Source organism: Klebsiella sp. C360, assembly GCF_048822415.1.
GTDB classification, from domain to species: domain Bacteria; phylum Pseudomonadota; class Gammaproteobacteria; order Enterobacterales; family Enterobacteriaceae; genus Klebsiella; species Klebsiella quasipneumoniae.
Window position 1 is genome coordinate 178,752 of record NZ_JBMEZZ010000008.1, and the last position, 22,368, is coordinate 201,119.

General features: G+C 50.4%; 24 protein-coding genes, 1 tRNA gene and 1 pseudogene. 12 read left to right on the forward strand and 14 right to left on the reverse strand.

Going from position 1 to position 22,368, the window contains the following annotated elements:
* Nucleotides 1–488 precede the first annotated feature (488 nt).
* The 5 genes from ACOI7D_RS20450 to ACOI7D_RS20470 all read left to right on the forward strand — a co-directional run bounded on the left by ACOI7D_RS20450 (nt 489) and on the right by ACOI7D_RS20470 (nt 4,247).
* A complete protein-coding gene (locus ACOI7D_RS20450; RefSeq protein ID WP_000572028.1) occupies nt 489–1,058 on the forward strand; it encodes a replication/maintenance protein RepL in 570 nt (189 codons plus the stop codon).
* The gene (locus tag ACOI7D_RS20455) at nt 1,055–1,855 is read left to right on the forward strand and encodes a hypothetical protein (protein ID WP_000735922.1); all 801 of its coding nucleotides are present in this window, start codon (nt 1,055–1,057) and stop codon (nt 1,853–1,855) included. The genes ACOI7D_RS20450 and ACOI7D_RS20455 overlap by 4 nt, the downstream gene beginning before the upstream one ends.
* A 232-nt stretch (nt 1,856–2,087) precedes the next feature.
* On the forward strand, nt 2,088–3,068 hold the full coding sequence (locus ACOI7D_RS20460) for a competence protein CoiA family protein (RefSeq protein WP_001000495.1): 981 nt from the start codon (nt 2,088–2,090) through the stop codon (nt 3,066–3,068).
* 136 nt (nt 3,069–3,204) lie between these two features.
* Entirely contained in the window at nt 3,205–3,684 is a 480-nt protein-coding gene (locus tag ACOI7D_RS20465) for a DUF4756 family protein (RefSeq protein ID WP_040177610.1), read from the forward strand.
* 158 nt (nt 3,685–3,842) lie between these two features.
* Complete coding sequence (locus ACOI7D_RS20470; RefSeq protein WP_065519845.1) at nt 3,843–4,247, forward strand: H-NS family nucleoid-associated regulatory protein; 405 nt, start codon at nt 3,843–3,845, stop codon at nt 4,245–4,247.
* A gap of 125 nt (nt 4,248–4,372) precedes the next feature.
* On the opposite strand, the gene ACOI7D_RS20475 is transcribed toward ACOI7D_RS20470, so the two are convergent.
* The 7 genes from ACOI7D_RS20475 to ACOI7D_RS20505 form a co-directional block, all read right to left on the reverse strand.
* Nucleotides 4,373–4,753 (reverse strand): hypothetical protein, encoded by a 381-nt coding sequence (locus ACOI7D_RS20475; protein ID WP_004151487.1) that lies wholly within the window; start codon nt 4,751–4,753, stop codon nt 4,373–4,375.
* 52 nt (nt 4,754–4,805) lie between these two features.
* Entirely contained in the window at nt 4,806–5,096 is a 291-nt protein-coding gene (locus ACOI7D_RS20480) for a hypothetical protein (protein WP_002911787.1), read from the reverse strand.
* A gap of 78 nt (nt 5,097–5,174) precedes the next feature.
* On the reverse strand, nt 5,175–5,486 hold the full coding sequence (locus ACOI7D_RS20485; protein WP_040177608.1) for a hypothetical protein: 312 nt from the start codon (nt 5,484–5,486) through the stop codon (nt 5,175–5,177).
* A gap of 13 nt (nt 5,487–5,499) precedes the next feature.
* The gene (locus tag ACOI7D_RS20490; protein WP_001588070.1) at nt 5,500–5,829 is read right to left on the reverse strand and encodes a hypothetical protein; all 330 of its coding nucleotides are present in this window, start codon (nt 5,827–5,829) and stop codon (nt 5,500–5,502) included.
* 15 nt (nt 5,830–5,844) lie between these two features.
* The gene (locus tag ACOI7D_RS20495) at nt 5,845–6,063 is read right to left on the reverse strand and encodes a helix-turn-helix transcriptional regulator (protein ID WP_002911792.1); all 219 of its coding nucleotides are present in this window, start codon (nt 6,061–6,063) and stop codon (nt 5,845–5,847) included.
* Between the two features lie 147 nt (nt 6,064–6,210).
* A complete protein-coding gene (locus ACOI7D_RS20500; protein ID WP_000211446.1) occupies nt 6,211–7,074 on the reverse strand; it encodes a DUF6387 family protein in 864 nt (287 codons plus the stop codon).
* A 682-nt stretch (nt 7,075–7,756) separates the two neighbouring features.
* On the reverse strand, nt 7,757–8,146 hold the full coding sequence (locus ACOI7D_RS20505; protein ID WP_101978053.1) for a RidA family protein: 390 nt from the start codon (nt 8,144–8,146) through the stop codon (nt 7,757–7,759).
* A 140-nt stretch (nt 8,147–8,286) separates the two neighbouring features.
* On the opposite strand from ACOI7D_RS20505, the gene ACOI7D_RS20510 reads away from it, so the two are divergent.
* On the forward strand, nt 8,287–9,207 hold the full coding sequence (locus tag ACOI7D_RS20510) for a LysR family transcriptional regulator (RefSeq protein WP_023290297.1): 921 nt from the start codon (nt 8,287–8,289) through the stop codon (nt 9,205–9,207).
* 382 nt (nt 9,208–9,589) lie between these two features.
* On the opposite strand, the gene ldtA is transcribed toward ACOI7D_RS20510, so the two are convergent.
* From ldtA to nac, 3 genes are all read right to left on the reverse strand, one after another.
* Nucleotides 9,590–10,531: a L,D-transpeptidase gene (ldtA, locus tag ACOI7D_RS20515; protein WP_109547146.1), complete on the reverse strand. Its 942-nt coding sequence runs from the start codon at nt 10,529–10,531 to the stop codon at nt 9,590–9,592.
* A 78-nt stretch (nt 10,532–10,609) separates the two neighbouring features.
* Complete coding sequence (gene cbl / locus ACOI7D_RS20520; protein WP_023287797.1) at nt 10,610–11,560, reverse strand: HTH-type transcriptional regulator Cbl; 951 nt, start codon at nt 11,558–11,560, stop codon at nt 10,610–10,612.
* 106 nt (nt 11,561–11,666) lie between these two features.
* Nucleotides 11,667–12,584 (reverse strand): nitrogen assimilation transcriptional regulator NAC, encoded by a 918-nt coding sequence (nac, locus tag ACOI7D_RS20525; RefSeq protein ID WP_004203498.1) that lies wholly within the window; start codon nt 12,582–12,584, stop codon nt 11,667–11,669.
* A 330-nt stretch (nt 12,585–12,914) separates the two neighbouring features.
* Between nac and ACOI7D_RS20530 the strand changes: the two genes are divergently transcribed.
* Nucleotides 12,915–12,990, forward strand: a tRNA-Asn gene (locus ACOI7D_RS20530).
* A gap of 94 nt (nt 12,991–13,084) precedes the next feature.
* On the opposite strand, the gene ACOI7D_RS20535 is transcribed toward ACOI7D_RS20530, so the two are convergent.
* Both ACOI7D_RS20535 and ACOI7D_RS20540 read right to left on the reverse strand, forming a co-directional pair.
* Nucleotides 13,085–14,719 carry a Na+/H+ antiporter gene (locus tag ACOI7D_RS20535; protein ID WP_087827343.1) on the reverse strand — a complete coding sequence of 545 codons (1,635 nt, stop codon included), beginning with the start codon at nt 14,717–14,719 and terminating at the stop codon, nt 13,085–13,087.
* Nucleotides 14,720–14,858: 139 nt separating this feature from the next.
* On the reverse strand, nt 14,859–15,083 hold the full coding sequence (locus tag ACOI7D_RS20540) for a hypothetical protein (RefSeq protein WP_142905849.1): 225 nt from the start codon (nt 15,081–15,083) through the stop codon (nt 14,859–14,861).
* A 128-nt stretch (nt 15,084–15,211) separates the two neighbouring features.
* Between ACOI7D_RS20540 and ACOI7D_RS20545 the strand changes: the two are divergent.
* The 3 genes and pseudogenes from ACOI7D_RS20545 to ACOI7D_RS20555 all read left to right on the forward strand — a co-directional run bounded on the left by ACOI7D_RS20545 (nt 15,212) and on the right by ACOI7D_RS20555 (nt 17,941).
* Nucleotides 15,212–16,037 (forward strand): annotated as a pseudogene (locus ACOI7D_RS20545) (TetR/AcrR family transcriptional regulator).
* Nucleotides 15,976–16,890, forward strand: a complete 915-nt coding sequence (locus tag ACOI7D_RS20550; protein WP_074442563.1) for an MDR family oxidoreductase — start codon at nt 15,976–15,978, stop codon at nt 16,888–16,890. The pseudogene ACOI7D_RS20545 and the gene ACOI7D_RS20550 overlap by 62 nt, the downstream one beginning before the upstream one ends.
* A gap of 118 nt (nt 16,891–17,008) precedes the next feature.
* Nucleotides 17,009–17,941 carry a nucleoside recognition domain-containing protein gene (locus ACOI7D_RS20555; protein WP_048336040.1) on the forward strand — a complete coding sequence of 311 codons (933 nt, stop codon included), beginning with the start codon at nt 17,009–17,011 and terminating at the stop codon, nt 17,939–17,941.
* Here the strand turns inward: ACOI7D_RS20555 and ACOI7D_RS20560 are convergent.
* Nucleotides 17,852–19,474, reverse strand: coding sequence for an alpha/beta hydrolase (locus ACOI7D_RS20560; protein ID WP_060590218.1), 1,623 nt, complete (start codon nt 19,472–19,474; stop codon nt 17,852–17,854). The two genes, ACOI7D_RS20555 and ACOI7D_RS20560, sit on opposite strands and share 90 nt — an antisense overlap.
* Nucleotides 19,475–19,746: 272 nt before the next feature.
* Here ACOI7D_RS20560 and pmrD point away from each other — a divergent pair, with 272 nt between their 5' ends.
* Together pmrD and ACOI7D_RS20570 are read left to right on the forward strand one after the other, a co-directional pair.
* Entirely contained in the window at nt 19,747–19,992 is a 246-nt protein-coding gene (gene pmrD, locus ACOI7D_RS20565) for a signal transduction protein PmrD (RefSeq protein WP_023290305.1), read from the forward strand.
* A gap of 129 nt (nt 19,993–20,121) precedes the next feature.
* Nucleotides 20,122–21,576 (forward strand): AMP nucleosidase, encoded by a 1,455-nt coding sequence (locus tag ACOI7D_RS20570; protein WP_117140898.1) that lies wholly within the window; start codon nt 20,122–20,124, stop codon nt 21,574–21,576.
* Between the two features lie 309 nt (nt 21,577–21,885).
* Here the strand turns inward: ACOI7D_RS20570 and ACOI7D_RS20575 are convergent, their stop codons facing one another.
* Entirely contained in the window at nt 21,886–22,299 is a 414-nt protein-coding gene (locus ACOI7D_RS20575) for a very short patch repair endonuclease (RefSeq protein ID WP_102004311.1), read from the reverse strand.
* Nucleotides 22,300–22,368: the final 69 nt, after the last annotated feature.

Here is a 22,368-nt window from a genome sequence, read left to right on the forward strand (position 1 = left end):
TGGATTTATCCATGAAGAATTGCGGCGATAGCCGCTATGAGGTAAATGGGAAAAAATTTCAACTTTAATAAGATATCAGCAGCGCTTAGTGATTGTTTGAAACAATCACTTCGCTGAGATATAAATTGAAGAGAGAAAACCAATGCAATAAAAAGTAAAACTATACCCCTAAAATGCCTCTGCATAGTTGTTCTCAGCTTCACTAATTGAATAATGAAGAAGGAAAATGCTCTCAGGCCAGTTATAGCTTAAAACCAAGTACCGACATCCGGGAGTTAAAGTCCCGAATCCCGGTACTTAAGTTGATAACTATTCTCAAATAAAAATGATAAAGTATTATTTATATATATGCTGTCGCACTACAAGTTTCATAAGTAAAAACATTAAGTGTTATTTATTTTAAAAAATATAAACCTTAAGTGTTGACTTACACGCAAAATATAGTATTAACTTAAATGTATAACTAAAAAAATAAAGGAGTAAATACCATGATAGAAAATAAGATACAAACTGAAGTAAAGAAATCACGAAGAGGTCTCCCACGTCATACTAAAAACCCATTTCTTAATGATACAAATCTACATACAAAAACTGGTATTAGACGTATTACAACAGGAAAAGACCGCTTAGCATTAGTGAATGAAAATACGGGAGAGCACGTTGGCAATGGTGGCTTCTTTCAGGCTATGGAAGTAGATAAGACACAGTTTGTTAAACTTTATGTTGATGGCGTATCGGCTATTGAAGGATTGTCTTCATCTGGTAAGAAAGTCTTCAAGATTCTTTATCTTGCTATCAGAGATAATAAGGATACTGATACTATTTTAATGTCATATGATATTGTAGATCAAGATATCGTGAAGATATCGAGAACGACCTATTTCAAGGGCATGAAAGAACTTGCTGATAAGAAATTTATCGCAGAGACTATGGTACAGAACTATTACTTTATTAATCCAGACTATATGTTTAATGGTGATCGCTTGACGTTTATGAAAACATATTATCTTTCCAGCAGTAACTCTAATAAACCCAGTAACAATAAGGTGAAAAAATGAAAAAACTACCCGGTTCACTTGAAATAAAACTTCATGAAAGACTCTCAAAAAATGATATTCTCAATGTACTAGCAGAACAAATGACGATGCTTGAAGAAACATTTGGAGTTGAAGAATTTAAACTCTACTCATTTCTTGAATGTTATATCGATTCGAAAAAACAAGCTCTCTACGACCATGTAGGAAACGGAATTGTATCTTCATTGAATTTAGATAGCCAAGATAATATTGAAAACACATCAAAATTGGTAAGAAAAGAAAATGACAGAAGGATTGTTTCATTTGATAAAAAATTACATATAGAAAAAATAGAAAAAACGGTAAAAAATCTACAAGCTAATAATAAATATTCCCATTGTGCTTTAACGACATCTGTTGTTCCTGCTTCAAGTATAAATGCTATTATTCACAGCGAAAATATTAAACTGCAAGAAGAAAAACATAAATCCTATTTGATTAAAAAACAAAGAGAGAGAGAAGAGGAAGAACGTAGAGCTAAAGAAAAAGAACTTTATGAACGACCACTGAAAGAATTTATCAATAAAAAGATAAGAGAAAGTGGATTATCCGAAATGGATTTTAAAAGAACAATAAGTTCAAGTTGTGATTATCTGTTTAGTGTTTCCACCAAAGCTAAATACTTCGCTGAGAAACCTGAACTTTTTGAAAAGTATCGTGATGAGAGATTAATCCGCTTTTCAATTAAAAGACCAGATGGAAAAGTTGGTAAAGTTGAAATCTATACTGAAAACGGTGAACTTATATTTGAACAATATAAAACCCTTAAACTAGTTTAAAATTGGAGATTGTTATGCAATGTGCTTGTGGTGGCGAAACAAAAGATAGTATGTCAATAAGTAAATTACATGACCTCAGATGGGAATTTGTGATCTGTAAATCATGTGGGAGAATAGATATGGATATATTATTTGATTATTCCAGAACAAAGATAATACTTAAAGGTTATCAGGCAAGGTTGTTTTATAGAGAGCAGACAATAAATAGTAAAAATTCAAATGAGGATGAAGAATGAATGATACTGTTATTAAGATACCTTGGGCTAAATCTGTTGATGAAAAACTCATTCATATTCACGATGCAGTTAAAGGCCAAAAATATTATTGTCCGTGTTGCAATGAGCAATTAACGTTTAAGGAAGGGAAAATCAAAAAAAGACACTTTTCACACAGAAGTGACACACAATGTGATCCTGAGTCTGTATATCACAAACTAGCAAAAATACTCATCTGTTATGCTGTATATGAAAATGCTAGAGGAAATAGAAAAATCACACTAATCAGTAAATGTTTTGGTTGTCATGGTGAAAATATTAAAACTATCCCACCACATTTCTTTTCTTCCTCACACGAAGAAGTCTCTATAGATAACTATCGCTGTGATGTTGTCGCTGACACTCAAAACAGTAGAAAAATTGCAATTGAAATTTATCATACCCATGAGACTGATGAAAATAAAAAAGAAAAACTGTCTATTCCTTGGATTGAGCTAAAATCAGAAACAGTCATTGAAAACCCATTTTTGTGGCGATGCCATGATTTCCGGTTTCGCTTAGGTTTTTGTAAGGATTGTATAAATCATTTTATGGATGTTATCAGATTATGCGATAAACATAAAATAGATAGAAACCTCTATACTCCATTAAACATACCGAATGACAAAAAGCACAATTATATTGCTGATATAATTACTTGCTACCGTTGTAAAAAAAACACACCTGTATTCATCCATAACAATGGTCCTACTGATAAAGCTCCTCATACAATTTGTTTTGTCAGAACACCTAAAGTAAAGAAGGGTTATCTTTCCAATACCTGTGTCCATTGTGAAGCAATCATAGGGATACGATATATTAATTGGGAAACAACACATATTAAATACCTTAATGATTTTGAATACACCCTAGAATATAAATGGTTTGGTTCCAAATTAAGTAAGCAAAAAGAGCTTGATATATTAAGAGGAAAATTAATGAATATAAGCCATAAATAAAATTGATTATTCTCAAGAAGATGAGTTTGATGAAGTAGAAAACATATAAAACTTTTGCCTATATATTAGGTCATTTGACACTTACACCATATCTCGTAATATAAATATATACATTATTTTATTAACGAGGTTTTATATGAGAAAAGTAAAAACAGACAACAGTGATTTAATCCAATATTTAGATACAGTAAAAGAACTAAAAAATTATATTCCGATAGAAGAATACCGAAATGAATATCGTAAACTATGCTCTGATAATATTCCGTGGATTAAGATTAAAAAATTTAAGTCTGCCCATACCGAACTTCGCAGACTGGATAAAAAGAGAGAATCTCTTATTGAATTGTTTATTGATGAACTTAACCCGATAAGCAGTTCAACAGCACGAACAGCAGCAAAATCATCAGGTAATTTTGATGTACTGCATGAGAGAATGCTTTATTCCAAAACACTTTCAGAAAAAAGTGATGAAGAAATTGTTGCCTTGGTCGTAAAACAGCGTACAGAAGCCGCTCTGGAGTTTCAGCGTTCTATTGAACAGAGCCTTGAGCAACTCTCCCGCATTTCGTCAGAGTTCAAACCATCAAGTCAGATACGCAGGAAAATGCCATTGTAAAACTTATCCTGTGCTATTCAGTGTAAAATGGAATTTATTAGATTGATTAACCGATAGTATTTACTATATTATTTATCGGTTAGTATATTTTTGGCTGTTCAATCGCATCCTATACATTAACTGTATAAATCCCCATTTTAAACACAGGAAGGCATCGTATGAGTGAAACTCTCAAGGCACTGAATAATATCCGTACACTCCGCGCACAGGCTCGTGAAACAGATCTGGCAACTCTGGAAGAGATGCTGGAAAAACTCTCTGTTATCGTTGATGAGCGCCATGAGGAAGAACAGGCAATACTCAAGGAACAAGAACAACGTCAGGCTAAGCTTGAAGCCTTCCGCCAGAAACTGTTAGAAGATGGTATCGATCCTGCTGAACTACTTTTAGCGGTTGGTTCAACTAAGCCTAAAACCAAATCGACACGAACTCCACGCCCTGCCAAATACAAATATACAGATGATAATGGCAATGAGCAGACTTGGACTGGTCAGGGCCGTACTCCTAAAGCAATTGCTACTGCTATTGAAGCAGGTAAAACACTGGAAGACTTCGCAATCTGATCATTCTAAGGCCGTCAATATATTTTGACGGTTTTAAAAATCAGGCTATATGTAATACTGGAATCCATTCCGTCATTACACTATTGATATACTCATACATTCCTCTAAATAACATTTTCCTGATGTTATCTATTTATGTCCAGATCCCAGTCCAGCACTCCATTATCAACTAAGGATTGTCCTTTTTCCAGATTTCTTATCAACATATCCCTGATATAAAGGTCATAATAAAATGTTACTCTCTCCAATAGCTCTGCCATATCTATATGCTCCTTTTTTTCTTTACCCGAACCATAAAGACCTTTGTAATAATCGAAACCATTAATGATTTCTAACATTTGAGCACGTAACAGTGAATCAACAGCATCCTCTTCTTTTACAAAAGTCATAACATCTTCATCATTTACACTTGCCATCCCGTAAATCCTGTTTACGTATAACATTAATGTCACTGATATTGCAAAGATCATCGTTTCATCTTTTTTATTCATTTTGTTTTTTTTCATTTATATCCTCTCTTATTGATATTTAGTATTTAATAAAAAGTAGTCGCAGGTATTAACAAAACACCCAAGCATTACGCACAAGCCGTTCTGCAACCTCTTCAAAGTTGACCTCTGTAAGGTGTCCTTGATTTCCTTCTTGTGTAGTAAACTTCTCAAAGTTATGACAAATATGATTAATAGTGAGCCGTATAAATGCGCTCATAAAATCAGCGTCATCAACAAGGTGCGAAATGCTGTCACTACACATATCTTGCATTGTTTTCCAGCTTGCTTCGAAAGAACGCTTTGCCAGATCATAGAACAGCTCAGTAGATGTATTTTTAATTTCAATATTTTTAGTCATGATTACTCCTCATTTTTACATGATATATTTTAACTTACTCTTATTTACAGCCCCTGAATACGGGGCTAAAACAAAAAACTACTTTTGAGAATCTTTCATACAATCCATTTGTTTATGAAATGCCTTTAATGCTTTCAATATAAAATCGTTATCAATGAGTCTTGGTGATAACTTTACATCAAAGAATGTATTCCTTACGACTTTAGGGAACATCTGTTTTGCTACTTTAATACTGTCCTTATAAGTATTCATCATAAAAGCTTCTTCATGCTTGAGTTGTTCTACTTGTTCAGGATGGTTCTGAATAATAGAACTCACACGCAATTCAAAGCATTGTTTAGATAAATGCAGTAATATCTTGTTTGCTTCTTTTTTCAGATCTTTATTCATGATTTCTTCCTCTTTATTTAATGCCAAGTTTAGGATAGATTTTTTTGAACTCTCTATAAGAGTATTTTAAATCTTCCATAACTTCATCAATCAAAAAAATACATTCCCCAACATTATTGTCTCTCACCCACTTGAGGAAGTCTGGTTTTGTGATATAAATAATATGATCCATAACCATATTCATATATTTTTCATCATAAAGATGACGTTCAAATTGATCACCCATTATCTTAAACATGTTTTCCACATAAAGAGCTAAGTTATCCATTGCCATTCTTGAGAAAACTTCAGTTTTATCATTATCAAAGATAAATGATATTTCAGGCACATTTATATTTTTCATGTTATTTTCCTTTTATTAGTTAGATGTATTACGAGAAGCAGTTATAGCTTTATAAATCCACTCATCAACTTCGCTTTCAATGAAAGCAACAGCTCTTTCACCGATTTTTATTTGTTTGGGGAATTTCCCCGCGCTGATAAGTTTATAAATCCACGTCTTGCCGAACCCGGTTTTCCTTATTACTTCTGATAAGCGAATAAGTTTTAAAGTTTTATCTGTTTTGTTTTGAACCATGTTTATCTCCTGTGTTGTTCGATGGAGATAATTCTAGGATTTTAGCGGGTTCTAAACTAGGGATGTTCACCAACCGTGAGTTTCGCGGAAATTTTTGGAGGGATACTCTTTATAGGGACATTCGCAGCTTGTGAACATCCCTTGTGTTTACTTTTTGTTTTTATCCGTGGCTTTATCGTTAAATGTTATCACGTCAGTGATCTTCCAGTCCTTTAACATATTGTTTTTAATATAAAAATCATTTAAAACCTTGAAGTACTCATCGTTATCAAGATAACTTTTCGCGTAATCATAATCAGTATCTTTGATGTTATCACGGCTCCGAATCCCACCAGTACCATGTAGAATGTCAGCTAAGATGTTGAAAGGTATGTTCTTACCTTCGTTGTAGAGCTGTTCCCATGAGATCAAATCCATCAAAGGGATGACTTTGTAATCAAGTATTCTTTGAAAAGTCTTATGACCAAACCGAAAAGTTCGTTTTGGTGGTTTTGCCGTTTTAAGCTGCTTTTGCCATAGAGCAATCAGCACCTTCAGGTGTTCTGCGAGATCGTCGCTGCTGGCTTCTTCCAAGTCAATTTCAACCAGTATTTTGTTGGCAGGATTCATGCCACCTTGTTTCAGATACTCAGAGATGTAGTCAGAACTCACAGCAACAGGGTCTGTTTGCTCAGAATTCTCCAGCCGATACATAGCCCGCCCATAGTTGAACAATTGAACTCTGCTCATTGGTCTTACAGCATAGCTATGTGACAGTCTGTGATTGCCTGAAATCCAGTCCGATTGAAGTATCACATCACCACATCGGATTTTGGCATCATGGTATATAGCTTGCATTTGATTATCTTTGCCTGCTGTTTCCCATTGTTGCCTTGTTTTGTAAGCCAACATCCGTCTTTCAAGCTCTGCATAGATTTGTTCTAGGGTCAGGTCTTTCAGGCCATCGTATCGGCGTACATCAAACCAAGATAATGCAGTCCTGATTTCTTCCATTTCCTTTTGTGTAGTCATTATTCTACCGATTGCTTTTAAGTTTCATAAAAGTTAACCCATTCAACATGATAGAGAAAGTGGAAAAGAGGGGCGGGTTTTCAAAATGGTGTGAGAGCAGATAAGTGATCTTGGATGTAAGTGCTTTAATCTTGACTAAACATCGTTTCTTTACTAAAAATTAACTAATTGTTTTATATCAATTACTTTAACAAGAATAACGACAACATCATGTTGATAGATAAAGTTAAATCAGATTCGTATAGTTAGATGGTTATGACAACAACCAATTGTTTTTAATTGACATTTTATTGATAAGAAAACAATAATGATGGTAAATATGTTGGTAAAAATATAGTTAAACTTAACAAAATCAGTAACAACAGGAGACACAGATGAAGTTCGAGTCCAGTCAGAGGAGCCAAATTTAAAAAGCCCGCTCAGGGAAACCTGAGCGGGCTTTTTGCTTTCCGTGAGACCCACGCTAGCGGGTATAAGCAGCATCGTACCGTTGGTACCGTCCAACGTTCCGTATGCGATCCCCGCAGGTGAAAAGCAGCGCCGCTGCTCCCAACCTTATGGCTACAGACTTTCGATCCGACGGTAACCACTGGGTCTACTGCTGGGTAGCAGACGATCCCGATTCGGCAGTTACCGCTGCAGACAGCGCGGGCTGCCCAACTGGCGGAAAGACCCGTAACGCTTAGGGTAGCCTGGCAATAACCTTAATCTCGAACTTAAATCCATAAAGCCACGTCACGCCGATCCCGGTCAGCGTAGGGTAAGGCGCTTCTCCCCAATATTCTGGCAGGATACTCCAGATAGCGTCGAGATTTGACTCAGGATCGACGACAAAGAGGGTAACGTCAACCACGTCCCTAAACGTGCAGCCCGCCGCTGCGAGCACAGCATTAAGATTTTTGAACGCCAGCCTGACCTGTGCTTTCAGATCGTGCTCAGGCGAACCATCCTCGTGGCTACCTACCTGCCCCGAAACAAACAAGAAACCATTGGATTTGATGGCCGGTGAATAACGATTGCGCTCATAGAGCGCCTGCCGACCGAGGGGAAAAACGGCTTCGCGTGCTGTCATATTTGTACCTTTATGCTGGGGCGAATTCAGCCCGGTGAATGTAAAGACACTGTACAACGGCCAGATCGTGCGGATAAACAAGCGACTTTGTCGCTCATTGTTTGTAATATCCAAACAATCGATGAAATACAGGATAAGAAATGGATCGTTTCGATGCGATGCGCGCCTTTGCTCGGGTGGTGGAGGCAGGGAGCTTCACGAAGGCTGCCCAAACGCTTCATATGAGCAAAACCACGGTGACGCAACTCATTCAGCAACTGGAAGCGCGACTGCGCGTCAAATTGCTCCATCGCACCACCCGCAAGCTTGGGGTGACTCCCGATGGCGCGGTCTACTACGAGCGCGTCATCCGCCTGCTGGCGGACATGGAGGATGCTGAAAACAGCCTGTCCAGTGCGGCGATGACGCCCAGGGGAAGGCTACGGGTGGATGTGCCCAGTCCGCTAGCCCGTCTCATCCTGGTGCCGGCGCTACCGGCTTTCCACGCCCGCTACCCTGATATCCAGTTCGACATGGGCGTGAGCGACCGGAAGGTAGATCTGATCGGCGACAACGTGGATTGCGTCCTGCGCGGTGGCGAAATCACCGACCAGTCCCTAATCGCACGCCATATCGGCGATTTGCCAATCGGCGTCTACGTCGCCCCCCGTTATGTGGAACGCCTTGGCGCTCCCGCACACCCGCGAGAGCTGCAAAATACTGACCATTGCATAGTGGGATTCTTGTCCTCACGCACCAGTAAGATTGATCCTTTGGTACTGCGCAGTGAGAATGAACGTATTGAAATCACGGGCAACTACGTCCTTGCCGTGGATGATGGCAATGCTTACCTCGAAGCTGGGTTAGCTGGCTTAGGCGTGATTGCGTTGCCCAACTATATGGCGGCAGCGCATCAGGCCGTTGGCGCTTTGATTCCGTTATTTACACAATGGCGGATTAGCCCAATGCCTCTGTACCTGGCGTTTCCACCGAACCGCCATGTCAACGCCAAGCTGCGCGTTTTTATTGACTGGATCGTTGAAGTGATGCAGCAGCATGTCCCGATTGCCAACAATAAATAACGACATCCCAGCCCCCTGATTCGCTTATCAACGATGATGGGGGTCAGTAGTAGTGACTGTGGTCAGGCGTGTTTTGACAATAAGGATTCAGCAGAACTCATCCGTCTTATATTGTGGATAATGGCTATCATAACGGGGATCTTCGCTTTCATGGACAATGGCAGCCAAAAAAAAGATCCTCAGTAACAATCAAGTCCATAGACATATTTGCAGACTTTATCATCTCCGCCTGAGCCTCTCCTGGCGCCCTCATTAACACGCCATCACCGCCACTGTTGATAAGTTAAGGATCGGTTTCCCGATCCTTATCCCCAACAACGTTGAATGCATCGACAGCACAAGAGCCTTCTTTCAATAGCCGTTAATCAGACTAAACGACCCGCTACAAACTCCCCTGCGCCGCTGTGGCGCTGATATTCACCGGCATGCCGGAGCGGCGCTGCAGGGTTTGCTCGGCCTGCGAAGGACTCACTCCCGGCCCCTGAGTAAATTCGCGTAGCGCCGAGGTCATCGGCAAGGGGACTTTTCTGTCGGATTCAAATTCCGCCCGGTTGCGCGACAGCGGCTCGTGCACCTCCAGCCAGTGGCTGCCATCCGGTTCCACGGTGTACTTCACCGGCTGATCGATCAGCTGGACGCGCGTCCCCACCGGTACGTTATCAAACAGGAATTTAATGTCGTCATTGCGCAGGCGGATGCATCCCTGGCTGACGCGCAGCCCGATGCCAAAGTTGGCATTGGTGCCGTGGATGGCGTACAGCCTGCCGATATAGATCGCATACAGCCCCATCGGATTATCGGGGCCGGGCGGCACCATCGCCGGCAGGGTTTTGCCCTCTTTCGCATATTCACGGCGGGTATTGGCGGTCGGTACCCAGGTGGGCCCTTCCTGCTTGCGCTCTACCGCCGTCACCCAGTTACGCGGCGTTTCGCGTCCCGCCTGACCAATGCCGATTGGCAGGACTTCCACGCTATTGCCCAGCGGCGGGTAATAATAGAGGCGCATCTCGGCGACGTTGATAACGATCCCCTCACGCACGGTGTCAGGCAGGATCAGCTGCTGCGGAATGGTCAGCGTCGAACCGGAGTGCGGCAAATAAACATCGACGCCGGGGTTTGCCTCCAGCATATTGCTCAACCCCTGGCCGTACTGGGCGGCAAAGCTTTCCAGTGGTTGAGTGTTGTTCTCCGGCACGGCAATAGTAAAAGCGCTGCCCACCAGACGGCTCCCCTCCGGCGGCAGCGGATAGCTGACGGCCAGCGCGCTGTGGCTGGTGAACAGCATCAGCGCCGAACAGAGTAATGTCACACGCCGCATCGTCATTTTCCCTTCCTCAGTCGCGACTCTCGTGTGTGAATTATAGCGGCATTTCCTCTCCCCGATCCGCTGGCCAGCATTTCCTTAAATCTGATAGTCGATAGCGGCCTCTTCCGGCTCCATCGCCTGGCGCTTGATCTCATCCAGCGACAGTCCGGCATTGCACAATTCGATAAAGCGCCAGACGTAATTACGCTGCAGCTGACCCCGCTTCAGTCCCAGCCATACGGTATTGGCATCAAACAGATGGCGGGTATCGAGCCGCGTAAAGGTATCCGCTTCGCGGGCATCCCCGGACTGCTCGGCAACCAGCCCGACGCCCAGCCCCAGCTCGACGTAGGTCTTGATCACATCGGAATCCTGGGCGCTCAGCACAATATCCGGCATCAACCCTTTGCGGTTGAAGGCCTCATCGATCCGCGAACGGCCGGTGATCCCCTGGCGATAGGTGATTAACGGCCAACGGGCAATCGCCTCCAGCGTCAGAGGAGACACCTGGGTCAGGGGATGCTCTTTGGGTACCAGCAGGCTGTGATGCCAGCGGAACCAGGGGAAAGCCGCGAGCGTCGGGTCGTTGCTCAGACGCTCGCTGGCGATGCCGATATCCGCTCCGCCGTTATGCAGCAGCGCTTCGATTTCCTGCGGGGTGCCCTGCACCAGCTCGACGCGAACGTCGGAGAACAGCTCGCGGAAAGCTTTAATCACCGGGGGCAGGCTGTAGCGCGCCTGGGTATGGGTGGTGGCGATGGTTAAGACGCCGGAGGCATCGTTAGTGAAGAGATCCGCCAGTCGCCGGACGTTGCTGGCTTCATTGAGGATCCGCTCAGCAATGGATAACAGCGCTTTACCCGGCTCGGTCATGCCTAACAGGCGTTTGCCGCGACGGATAAAGATCTCAATCCCCAGCTCCTCTTCCAGTTCCCGGATATGGCGGCTGACGCCTGACTGCGAGGTATAGAGCATATTCGCGACTTCCGTCAGGTTGTAATCCTGACGGGCCGCCTCACGGATAATTTTCAGTTGCTGGAAGTTCACCCTTTCCTCCGGGCCAATGGACTTAACGTATCTGCTATTGTTAAAGTCTGTTGTCCCGGGTAACAAATAATAAAAACCAGCAACTTATTCCTTAAGAGAATATAGCTTAACTAACCAGCTGCAGTTCGCGGTTCTCCAGCGACGGACGGCTCACCAGAGACAGCAGGATCTCTTTCACCGCCTGCGCCTGCGGCGACAAACCGCCGCGCGCCGACATGTTCAGCGACAGCGACAGGCTCATTGACGGCGTGCTAATCCGCGCCATCCAGCCGTTCGCCGCGCCGCACAGGGAGCGGGCAGCGGATTCCGGCAGGACCGTCGCCCCCATGCCGCTGGCAATGGCCGCGGTCAGGGTGGTAATGGATTCGATCTCGCCGATAATTTTCGCCGACAGACGACGCAGGGTGAACGCCTCGGTGACCCGCGCCCGTACCGCGCTGTAATCCCGCGGCAGGAACAGGTTCATCTCCGCCACCGCCGTAAGGTCCACGCTCTGCCCCGGGCAGTCGCGGGTGCCGACCAGGTAGAGGTCTTCTTTCAGCAGCGGCTGGCTGACGATGCCGGCCACCGGCGAACGCTCATACAGCACCGCCATATCCAGCTGGCCCGCCAGCAGCTTGTCATTCAGCGCAGTGCCGCTGCTTTCCTGCAGATAGACCATCACCTCGGGCAGCTCATTACGTACCGTCTGCAGCAACGGCATGGTAATGGCGGAGGCCGCTGTGCCCGGCGCCAGGCCGATCGAGACCTGGCCACGCAGCGTCTGGCCGACGTTATTGACCGCCAGCTGCGCCTGCTCACACTGGCGCAGGATGGTCCGCGCATGGGTATAAAGGATTTTACCGGCTTCCGTTGGCGTGACCCCTCGCTTGGTGCGTATCAGCAGCTGCTGGTCCATTTCACCTTCCAGGGTCGCGACCTGCTGGCTGAGGGCCGGTTGGGCGATGTGCAAGACTTCAGCGGCCTGGGTCAGACTGCCGATATCGACGATTTTCACAAAATATTTCAGTCGTCTTAAGTTCATTTTGCCTCCTGTAAGGAACGCCAGCGTCAACGCTGGAAGTATGATGAAACTGGTTTTGCAATTTGCTTGCCAGCTTTTCATTTCCGCTGCCGTTGCCCGCCACAGGCGGTGTTATAAGGGATAGTGATAGCAATCCGGTTTTTATTTGCCCGGTAAGCAGATTGTGGTATGCCCCATTAGGGGTACATTCGCACTACAACGGTGCAATCTGGTGAAAAAAACAGCGCATGCGCGGGGGTTGCTGAAATTGTCAGCAGTCGAACGCAATTCTTTGAATCAGGCTTTGACAAGGCCGGGTGGCATCGTTAATATGCGCCCCGTTCACACGATTCCTCTGTAGTTCAGTCGGTAGAACGGCGGACTGTTAATCCGTATGTCACTGGTTCGAGTCCAGTCAGAGGAGCCAAATTTAAAAAGCCTGCTTTCGAGCAGGCTTTTTGCTTTTCCGCGCCAGCTGCGCTGCCGGAAGGCGAAGGATCCCCCCTCCGGCGATGGCGCCCCTAGCGCAAGCTCTCTTCCTTCAGGTCTATCTCTCGCAGCACCTCATAAAAGGTGATATCGCTAATGTTGTGGGCGCGACGCAGCCGGAACAGCTCCTGACGCTGGGCGATAATGACCTCTCTTTGCATATATTTCTCCAGCCTGGCGCGCTTAGCCAGCTCCAGCCCGACGTCCTGCCCTTCGTCATTGTCGTTATAGTGCAGCCGCCGCTGGTAGGTTTCCAGCAGCATATTGCCGGCATCAGCCCGCAGGGCCTGCTCAGTCGGATCCTCCACCGGCTCGTCGAGTAGCGCATTCAGCCGGTTGATAGCCACTTCGGTCATGACGGCGCCAATATCGTCTTTGCCGGTGTCATGGGGTAAATCATCGGCAAGATAGCGGGTCATGAACGGCAGGCCGATAGCCGCCACCACCAACGACATCAGGATCACCGCCATTGAGAGAAAGATCAGCAGTTCGCGGCCCGGGAATGCTGAACCATCCGCCAGCACCGCCGGCAGCGTCAGAATACCGGCGAGCGTCACGGAGCCTTTGACCCCCGCCAGCGCCATGACGGCGAGGATGCTGAATCGCGGACGGACGGTGATGGCTTTGCCCCGGCGTTTGCGGCGAAAAATGGTCAGCGTCATCGACAGCCATACCCAGGCGAAACGCATCAGACCGAGCGCGAGGGTGATGGCCACGGCGTACAGCAGCAGATACCAGGGCGAAGGGACGCCGGCCTGGCTGGCTACCGCCGGCAACGTCCTGAGCATGCGGGGCAACTGCTCGCCCAGCATCAGGAAGATCATCCCGTTGAGGGTAGTCTGCAGCATGGACCACACCGCGCTGCTTTTCATGCGCGTCGCGGGTAGCCGGGGCCCCGACAGCTGTTCATAGTGCATCGCAATGCCGGCGGCGACGGCGGCAAGAATGCCGGAGACATGGAACGCCTCGGCCAGCAGGTAGGCGGCGAAGGGGATAAGCAGGCTGATCAGGATCTGGATGGCCGGCTCCTCGCGGGTGCGCCGCACCAGAAAGTTATTACATTTGCCGGTGACCCACACCACCACGAGCCCACTGAGGATGCCCCCGAACGCCATCAGGAAAAACTTCATCACCGCTTCTCCCGGGGAGAAGCTGCCGGTCAGCACCGCGGCGATGGCGAAATTAAAAGCGACGAGGCCCGAAGCATCGTTTAACAGCGATTCCCCTTCGAGGATATGCGCCATCCGGGAAGGCAGCGGCGAGCTGGCGGTCATTGCCGATACCGCCACCGGATCGGTGGGTGACAGAATCGCCGCCAGGGCAAACCCCGCCGCCACGGTGATCGCCGGAATAAGCCAGTGAATAAACAGGCCAATGCCGAGGATAGTGACCATCACCAGGCCTATCGCCAGCGACAGAATCGGCTTCATATCGCGGAAAAACGCGTCTTTCGGGATCCGCCAGCCATCGAGGAAAAGCAGCGGCGGGATAAACAACAGCAAAAAGATGTGCGGATCGAAATCGACCTGAAAACCACCGGCGGCCAGCGCGGCGCCCGCGGCGATCTGGATCAGCGGCAGCGGCACTTTAACGGGCAGAAGATGGGAAATGAACACCGTCACCACGATGGCCATCATAAAGACCAGCACAATAGCGATTAGCGACATTCATCCCCTCCTTTGACGGCAATATTCATTCTGTACATCAGGCTGTTATTCCTTTTTCGCAGGTGTGGTTTCGGCGGCGGGTTATTTATCCAGACGCCGATAATAAAGGACAGGCTTTCCTGTGTTGCGGCGTTATTATTTAAACTGAGGTGGCAACCGGCGCCCCTTCAGGGGGGACAATGTGTTTTATCATGCCGGAGTTGTCAATCCGCCAGAGTCTGCAAATCATCGTCAGCCCGGCAATATAATCGCTACCATTCATCCTTATCATTCCGTGGCGACCAGAGAGATATATGGTCAGCGGAATAGCCTCAGCGGATTGATATTCTCTATCGTAACGGCCCGATATCCATGCATTAGCCATTATTGATAATCCGCGTCGCCTTCATAAGTCGACTGCCTCAAATTCCCGCCCTTCTCTGCCATACATGGCTTGCCCCCCACCGGGATTGAGGGTACCCTGACAAACAATTAAACCATACGGTCTAAATGATGAATCCCGCTACCTCCGCCAACCAGAAGCCCCGCCGCGGCCGACCGCCCAAGGCCGATCGCCAGTTTGTCGACACGCGACAGGCGCTGATTCGCTCGGGCCTGGAGGTGCTGACCGAAACGGGCTATCTCGCAGCGGGTATTGATGCGGTGATCAAGAACATCGCCGTGCCGAAGGGGTCGTTTTACCACTGTTTCAAAAGCAAGGAGGCCTTTGGCCTCGCCGTGCTTGCCGCCTATGGCGACTACTTTGCGCATAAATTAGATAAATTCCTGCTGGACGACGCCATGCCGCCGCTGGAACGGATGGCGGCCTTCGTGCGTGATGCCGGTCAGGGAATGGAGAAATACCAGTTTCGTCGCGGCTGCCTGGTAGGCAACCTGCTGCAGGAAGCTCCGCTGTTGCCCGAGGCATTTCCCCAGCGGTTGCAGACCATCCTGGCGGCATGGGAGGCGCGCGTGGCCCGCTGCCTGCACGAGGCGCGGGCTGCCGGGACGATCGCCAGCGACACCTCGCCGGAGGCGCTGGCCCAGGTGTTCTGGATCGGCTGGGAAGGCGCGGTGATGCGCGCCAGGCTGGTCCAGTCCGCCGCTCCCCTTAACCAGTACTGGGATTTCTTTGCGCACACTATGATGACAATAACACCTGCACAGGACGGCGATAGCGCCGATAACTCCCTTCAGACGAGGAATACTCAGTCATGAAAGCATTAGTTCTGGACCAGATTGACAACCGCACCGTGGCCGACGTCAAAGCGATTGACCTGCCCGCCCTTACCGAAGGCGACGTGCGGGTCGCCATCGACTGGTCGAGTCTCAACTATAAAGATGCCCTGGCGATCACCGGCAAAGGCAAAATCATCCGCCAGTTCCCGATGGTGCCGGGGATTGATTTTGCCGGCCGGGTAAGTGAAAGCCGCGATCCGCGCTTTGTTCCCGGCCAGGACGTGATCCTCACCGGCTGGGGCGTGGGCGAAAACCACTGGGGCGGTCTGGCTACCGAGGCCTGTGTCAAAGGCGACTGGCTGGTAGCCCTGCCGGAGGCGCTCAGCGCGCGCCAGGCGATGATCATCGGCACCGCCGGCTTCACCGCGATGCTGTGCGTTGATGCCCTCGTCAGCGCGGGCATCACCCCGGAAAGCGGTGATATCCTGGTCACCGGCGCCAGCGGCGGGGTCGGCAGCACCGCGGTGGTCCTGCTGAAAGCGCTCGGCTACCGGGTGACGGCCGTATCGGGCCGCGAGTCGACGCACGACTACCTTCGCCAGCTCGGGGCCGACGCCATCCTGCCGCGCAGCGACTTTGCAGAGACCCGCCCGCTGGAGAAACAGCTGTGGGCGGGCGCGGTGGATACCGTTGGCGGCACGATGCTGGCCAAAGTGCTGGCGCAAACGCACTATCGCGGCTGCGTCGCCGCCTGCGGTCTGGCCGGGGGCTTCGATCTGCCAACCACCGTGATGCCGTTTATTCTGCGCAATGTGCGTCTGCAGGGGGTGGATTCGGTGATGGTGCCCACCGCAGAACGCGACGCGGTGTGGCAGCGTCTGGCCCAGCTGCTGCCGGAAAGCTACTACCAACAGGCAGCCACCGAAATCACGCTGGAGCAGGCGCCAGCGTATGCCGCAGATTTCCTCAGCAACAATATTCATGGCCGCACGCTGGTCAACATCGGCCAGTAATCCTCTCCTCCCGGCGCCCCACGGCGCCGGTCCCCGGGGCGATCCTGACATATCATTTCCTTCCCCACGGGATTATGATGACGCGAACGAATGGCTTTGCGAGTGGTAAAGAACGTAAATGGATGTCATAAGCATCATTATGGCGGCGGGCAAATCGTCCGTTGACGTCGCGCTGTATACGCTGTTGCCGATCATGGTGATCATGCTGATTATCATGAAATATCTGGAGGTCCGCGGCATCCTCGATGTGATTGTGCGCTGGGTTGCGCCATTGCTGAAGCCCTTCGGCTTAACCGGGATGAGCGCCTTCGCCCTGATCCAGATTAACTTTGTCAGCTTCGCCGCCCCGCTGGCCACGCTGTCGATTATGGACAAACGCGGCGTTTCTGACCGGCAAATGGCCGCCACCCTGGCCATGGTCTTCGCCATGGGGCAAGGCAACGTCTTTTATCCCCTCACCCCTTTCGGCCTGCACTGGCTGGCCTCGATCGTTATCTCAGTGGTCGGCGGCCTGTGCGCGGCGGCGGTCGCCTGGCACGTCACCGGACGGCGCCTATCGGTCGCCGAGAACCCTCGCGCGGAAGCGCTGCCCAACGCCGAGCAGAACAGTCAGGGCATTCTGGCGGTGATCAACAGCGCCGGCTCCGACGCCATCCGCCTGGCGCTCGGCGCGGTGCCGATGCTGATCCTGTCGTTAACCATCGTCGGACTGCTGCAGGGCGCTGGCGTCATCGACCTGCTGCAGCAACTGCTGAAACCGGTGCTCGGCTGGCTGCATATTCCGCAGAACTTTGTGCTGCCGGCGCTGGTGAAGTGCGTCGCCGGGGGCACCGCTTATTTTGGCGTCATTTCCGAGCTGATCCAGCAGGGCAAAGTCACCGTCAGCCAGGTCAACGCCTCGGCAGGCCTGCTGATCCAGACCTTCGATCTGCCCGGGATCGGTATTTTCCTCGGCATCAGCTCACGGTTTGTCCGCCTGTTTCGCTTCGTGGCTCCCGCGGCGATCGTCGGCATTCTGCTGCGCACCGTCCTGCACCTGATCCTCTTTTAACGCCTCCGCGCTGGCCTGCGCCTTCAGGCAGGCCACCACCGCCGCCTGCTCGCCGCAGGCGATATGCTCATCGACGCGGGCCAGCATCCACGGAAAGAAAGGATTGGAGGTGACGCGCATTAACGTCTCCAGCCCCACGCTCAGCGTCCCGGTCTCTCCGCGCAGTGAAATGGTGCCCAGGCTAATGCCGTAGCGGTTCTTCTCGTCCGGCTCACGACCATATAGCGAGTCGCTCAGGGGAAACGGCACTGCCACATGCGACAGGGAGTACATATCCGCCGGCCAGGCAAGGTGTAAGGGATAACGATGCTCTTCCCGTTCCTGCGCCAGCGTGGTACGGGCGATGGTCTGCAGGGTGTGCGCCGTCGCGTTGGTCACCACCGTCGTGGTATAGGCCCGCGGCGCCGGCGGCAACAGCGTATTCACCGCCGCATAAAGCGCGGGACGGAACAGGACCCGGAGATCCGCCGCCTGGTTTATGTCGAACACCACCAGCTCGCTGCCGTTGTCCGGCAGGTAGCGATACAGGGACTCCACCACCGCCCGGGTGCTGACGGTGGAATCCATTACCGACTGAAAGGTGAGGACCGGCGGCAGCGCTTTCAGCGCCCCCTGACGGGACGCGCGAATAATCTGCTGCTGCAGCGCCTGGCTCAACAGCCAGGACTGTCTCGCCGCTTTTACCGGAAACGAGTTGTACTTGAACGGATTAAACTCAGGCGCCACGTTCAGCCAGGCCGCGCGGGCAAACGCCGGGAAGATGGACGGCAGCCCGGCGAGACCGGCAAAACGGGCAAACGCCGTCACGCCGATCATCGGCGACAGCAGGATAATCTGCTGCGGCTGGCGCAAGTGGCTGTCCTCCAGGCTATCAAGGGCATACTTGAGCGCCAGCGCGCCGCCGTTAGAGTAGCCGACCAGATGCAGCGGCACGTCCGCCCCGGCCAGGCGCGTCGCTTCGCGCACCGCCAGACGCGTTGCCGCCAGCCAGGTCTCCCAGTCAACGGCGGTTAACGCCCCCGGCGCGGTGCCGTGGCCCGGCAAACGCGGCGCCACCGCCACATAGCCCCGCTGCCGCCAGAGTTGCGCCAGATAGCGCACGCTGTAGGGCGAATCGGTCAGGCCATGGAGCAGCACCACGCTGCCGCGCGGCTTGCCCTGCGGCAACAGTATAAAAGAACGGTTCCAGTCCTGCGTAAACTGTCCCGGCCAGACGCGGCTGTGGCGATAAAAGCGGTTGACGGGGGTTTTATCTTCCTCCGGTAAAGCATCCGTCACCTCGCGCTGGAGATCGGCGAAAATGGTCTTCTCCCGCGCCAGATATTGGGCAAAGGTCGCCTGGTCGATCTCTTTGGCCGCCATCTCATTGCCGCGCCAGGTATGCCAGCGATGCAGCGCCGGGCCGCGCTGCGACTCATAGATCCGTCCGGCGAGAAACACCACCAGCAGCGCCAGCACCGCAATGCTCCCTTTTTTCAGCAGTGAGCCGATAACGGCGCCCGACGTTCGCCAGTGTCGTAATAGATGCTTCATAACGCTCTCTCTGATATTTATCGCGTAGCCGAACGCGTTCTGCCCTATTCCTGACAGGCGCTTCTCACGGTCTGCTTTTCAGCATAGTCATCGCTTCCGGCAAATTAAACCCGGTAGATCATTCCCTGCCGGCGAAAAAAAACCTACCGCTGAGATCAACGTTTGGTCGCCTGTTTTTAAACACTGCATAAACCAGCGGGATAATCTTATTGTCAGATTTTTAAGAAACATGAATTATCGGCGGATGTGTCACCAGGAGAGGAAAAAAACAGATGGAGTGGTGGGTAAAAAAAGTCCAGGATAATTCTCCGTCCAGCCCCTGCCGCGTCGTGCTCCAGAGCGGCGCACTGGAGATGATCGCTGAGATTGAAGCCTGTCGCCTCCGCCTGCGGGAAGGGGATAAACTCACACCGCTGGCCGATGCGCGCTATTGTCTGAATAATAATCCGGCGCAGACATTGAAGATCCGCAACGCCAGCCATTATAGCAGCGCGCGCTGGGCAAACGCCGGTAAATAAATCGAGTCCGGCCCCTGTGCCGGTATTGATCTGAGTATCTTCGCAACTGACAGATAAATTCCCCTTCGCCCTTTTCCCGCTGTGACATACTATCGGGAATGTCAGCAGACCTGAAACAAGGAGCGAATCATGAATAACAAGGCCGCCAGTCTGACCCCGGAACAAGCGCTTGCCGAGCTGGAAGCGCGTTATGAAGCCTCGGTCACGGCGTTGCGCAAAGCCATCGGCGACTATATTGACCATCATACGCTCCCTGATACCGAAGCCCGCGCGGAAGGCCTTTTTGTCTATCCGCAGCTGTCGGTCTCCTGGGACGGCGCCGATCATAAAGCCCTTAAAACGCGCGCCTGGGGACGTTTCACCCATGCCGGGTGCTATACCACTACCATCACCAACCCGAAACGGTTCCGCCACTATTTGCTCGAACAGCTGACCCTGCTGTATCAGGACTATGGCGCCCATATTAGCGTCGAGCTGTCGCAGCATGAAATCCCCTACCCTTACGTGATAGACGGTTCCACCCTGACCCTTGACCGTTCGATGAGCGCCGGTCTGACGCGCTATTTCCCCACCACCGAGCTGTCGCAGATTGGCGATGAGACCGCGGACGGCCTGTTCCATCCTACCGAGTTCTATCCGCTGTCGCACTTTGACGCCCGCCGCGTCGATTTTTCGCTGGCGCGTCTGCGGCACTATACCGGCACCCCGGCGGAACACTTCCAGCCCTATGTGCTGTTCACCAACTATACTCGCTACGTGGATGAGTTTGTCAGCTGGGGCTGCAGCCAGATCCTCGATCCTGACAGCCCCTATATCGCCCTCTCCTGCGCCGGCGGGATCTGGATCACCGCCGAAACCGAAGCGCCGGAGCAGGCCATTTCCGATCTGGCGTGGAAGAAGCACCAGATGCCGGCCTGGCATCTGATCACCCACGACGGCAAAGGGATCACCCTGATTAACATTGGCGTCGGCCCGGCCAACGCCAAAACCATCTGCGACCACCTGGCGGTGCTGCGCCCGGATGTCTGGCTGATGATCGGCCACTGCGGCGGCCTGCGTGAAAGCCAGGCAATCGGCGACTATGTGCTGGCCCACGCCTATCTGCGCGACGACCATGTACTGGATGCGGTGCTACCGCCGGATATTCCCATCCCCAGCATTGCCGAAGTGCAGCGCGCCCTGTACGACGCCACCAAGCAGGTGAGCGGGATGCCGGGCGAGGAAGTGAAGCAGCGGCTGCGTACCGGGACGGTGGTCACCACCGACGACCGTAACTGGGAGCTGCGCTATTCCGCTTCCGCGCTGCGCTTTAATCTCAGCCGCGCGGTGGCTATCGATATGGAGAGCGCGACCATCGCCGCCCAGGGCTATCGCTTCCGCGTCCCCTACGGCACGCTGCTCTGCGTCTCGGACAAGCCGCTGCACGGTGAGATCAAGCTCCCCGGTCAGGCCAACCGCTTCTATGAGGGGGCCATCTCTGAGCATCTGCAGATCGGCATTCGGGCCATCGACCTGCTGCGCGCCGAGGGGGATCACATGCACTCGCGTAAGCTACGCACCTTCAACGAACCGCCGTTCCGCTAACCGGCGACGGGGGAAGAGAGAGGAAAACGCTGGCGTTCCCCGCAGGGGAGCGTCAGTGGCCGGGTGAGCGAGACAAACGGCCCGGCGGTGGCTGCGGATGTTGAGTCCGCAAGGAAACAGGCAGACAGAAAAGCAAAAAGCCTGCTCGAAAGCAGGCTTTTTTAAATTTGGCTCCTCTGACTGGGATCGCCTTTGCCATTAACTGGCTGATTGGTAAGCTAAATCTAAAAATCGGGGTTGTCAAGACCACCAGAATGCCCACCATTTTCTACCTGCGATATAGCGGTTAAAAACAGTGTCACTTTCTATCTAAGCATCCTCTATTAAAAACGCTTTCAATTTTTCGAGCAGAATATCCGTCTCTTTAAGTTCGCACTCCCAAACTACCAACGTCCGCCAGCCCATTTCGTGTAACTTTGATAAGTTCATGGAGTCCCTCGATTTATTTCTTTCCAGTTTTACAAACCAATATTCCTGATTTGATTTTGGCATGCGATTTCGCCGACATCCTTCATGACCATGCCAAAAGCAGCCATGTACAAAGATGGCTTTGCGCTTTCTCCAAAAGACTAAGTCGGGCTTGCCAGGCAGTCGGGAGTCGCATAAACGATAACGAAATCCGCCATGATAGACGAGGCGTCTGACGATTAGCTCAGGCTTAGTATCTTTCCCTTTAACTTGGGACATCACAAAACTTCGTTTAGCCGGTGTTACTGTATCCATCAGAAAACCTCGCTGTGGTGCCGCTTGAAGACGCTTAAGATACAAAGCGTCTTCGGTTGACTTAGAACA